1 protein-coding gene and 2 pseudogenes are annotated in these 1,867 nt (G+C 59.2%); 1 reads left to right on the forward strand and 2 read right to left on the reverse strand.

Features of this window, described 5'->3' with window-relative positions:
- Positions 1–81 precede the first annotated feature (81 nt).
- A pseudogene (locus tag AX756_RS24640) lies at positions 82–576 on the forward strand (integrase arm-type DNA-binding domain-containing protein); the annotation flags it as partial.
- Here the strand turns inward: AX756_RS24640 and AX756_RS24645 are convergent.
- A pseudogene (locus AX756_RS24645) lies at positions 572–1,532 on the reverse strand (IS481 family transposase). The pseudogenes AX756_RS24640 and AX756_RS24645 sit on opposite strands and share 5 nt — an antisense overlap.
- A 155-nt stretch (positions 1,533–1,687) precedes the next feature.
- Positions 1,688–1,867: hypothetical protein (locus tag AX756_RS26590; protein WP_231701187.1), on the reverse strand; the 180-nt coding region annotated here is incomplete at its 5' end.

A 1,867-nucleotide genomic window follows, 5' to 3' on the forward strand; every position in this document is an offset into this window, starting at 1 on the left:
CCCCGCCAGCCCTTGGTGTCTGCTTCGCTTGCCATGGGCGCGAATCTACGCGTCATGTCAGAAGCAAAGGAGGCGAGTTGCATGGCCAACCGACTGCGATTGAATGAGAAAGCCGTGCGGGACGCGGAACCGGCCGACGGGCGTGACTACCAGATCTTCGACAGCGAGGTGCGAGGCTTCGCCGTCTGCGTCTACCGCTCGGGGAGTCGGGCGTTCACGCTGGATTACCGCCATGCCGGCCGACAGCGGCGGATGACGATTGGGCGCTGGCAGGAATGGACGACGACGGCGGCGCGGGAACGGGCGAAGGAGCTCCGGCGCGAGATCGACACCGGGGAAGACCCGCTTGCCCAGCGTGAACAGGGGCGCGAGGCGCCGCGGTTCCAGGACCTGATCGACCGCTATGTCGAGGTGCACCTGCCGAACCTGGCGCCGACCAATGCCTCGGACCAAAGATCGATGCTGAAGAAGCTGGTGGCGCCGGACTGGGGCAACCGGCTGGTGACCGAGATCACCCCCTACGACGTTGAGAAGCTGCTGAACAAGGTCGCCGCCGGCCGGGCGAGGCCGTCTAGGTGTTCAGTCCCGGCATCTGGTGGATCGGATTTAGGTTAAATCGATCTGGCTCTGAAGTCCAGATTTTGCAGATGTACTCGTAGGGCGTGAGGCCGTTGAGGGTCTTCAAACGGCGGGCGTAGTTGTAGGCATCCAGAAAGTCGGCGAGATGGCAGCGCAGTTGCTCGTGGCTGTCGTAATGGTACCGCTTGACTGTCGCGTCCTTGATCGTGCGGTTCATTCGCTCGACCTGTCCGTTGGTCCACGGGTGGTTCGGTTTGGTGAGGCGATGTTCAATCCCATTGGCCTGGCAGATCATGTCGAAGCGCATTGGCCGGGAATAGATTTTGTTTCGATTGCGCGGTTGCTCGGCGAACTGGATCCCATTGTCGGTAAGGATGGTGTGGATGCGGTAGGGTACGGCTTCGAGGAGAACCTCCAGGAACTCCCAGGCGATCTTCCGGTTCGCCTTCTCGACCAATTGTGCCACTGCGAAACTTGCTGGTTCTGTCAATGGCCACGAAGAGATAGAGCTTGCCCTCTGCTGTTCGGAGCTCCGCGATGTCGATGTGAAAAAAGCCTATGGGGTACCGTTTGAAGCGCTGCCTCTTCGGCTTGTCGCCGTCCATCTCAGGCAGGCGCGAGATGCCATGCCGTTGCAAGCATCTATGCAAAGAAGAGCGCGTGAGATGCGGGATCGTCGGCTGCAAGGCGTAGAGACAGTCATCGCGCGGCAATAGCGTGTGCCGTCGGAAAGCAACGATGACCGCCTCTTCCTCTTCGCTGAGAATAGTCGAGCGGGGTTCTCTCGGACCGGTCTTCCGATCTTCGACCGTCTGACGCTTGCGCCACTTGGCAACCGTCTTTGGGTCGATGCCAAGCTCTCGGCTCAACTCCGCGGTCGAAGCTTGCGATCGCTGTATTGCTGCTCTGACTGCGTGCGTAGTCGTAGCGCAGCCGTGGCGAACTTGTCCCATAAGGCGACCTTCCATTCCAACGAATGGATCGCACCATCAAAACCTGCGATCAAACAGCGTGCGAGGACGAATACCTAGCCAACGATATGATCCTCGTTTTCTCGAACGAAGCGGAGTGTTCGTCTCGCCGTTTGGAGCACCCTACGCCCTAACAGTCAGAAACCTTGGCCAAGGGACATCCACTCATACGCAGCATCATTTCCTTTCAATATCGGAACATCATGCGTTGCTGCCATCTTCGGCACCCTGATCGCCATGTAACGAAACCCCGCCCCTGAGGCGGGGCTTTGATTCTTGGCCCGATTTTCCACAATGTAGCCAGATTGTAACCAGCC

Origin of the sequence: Aliiruegeria sabulilitoris, from assembly GCF_001558155.1 — a bacterium.
Classification (GTDB): domain Bacteria; phylum Pseudomonadota; class Alphaproteobacteria; order Rhodobacterales; family Rhodobacteraceae; genus Tropicimonas; species Tropicimonas sabulilitoris.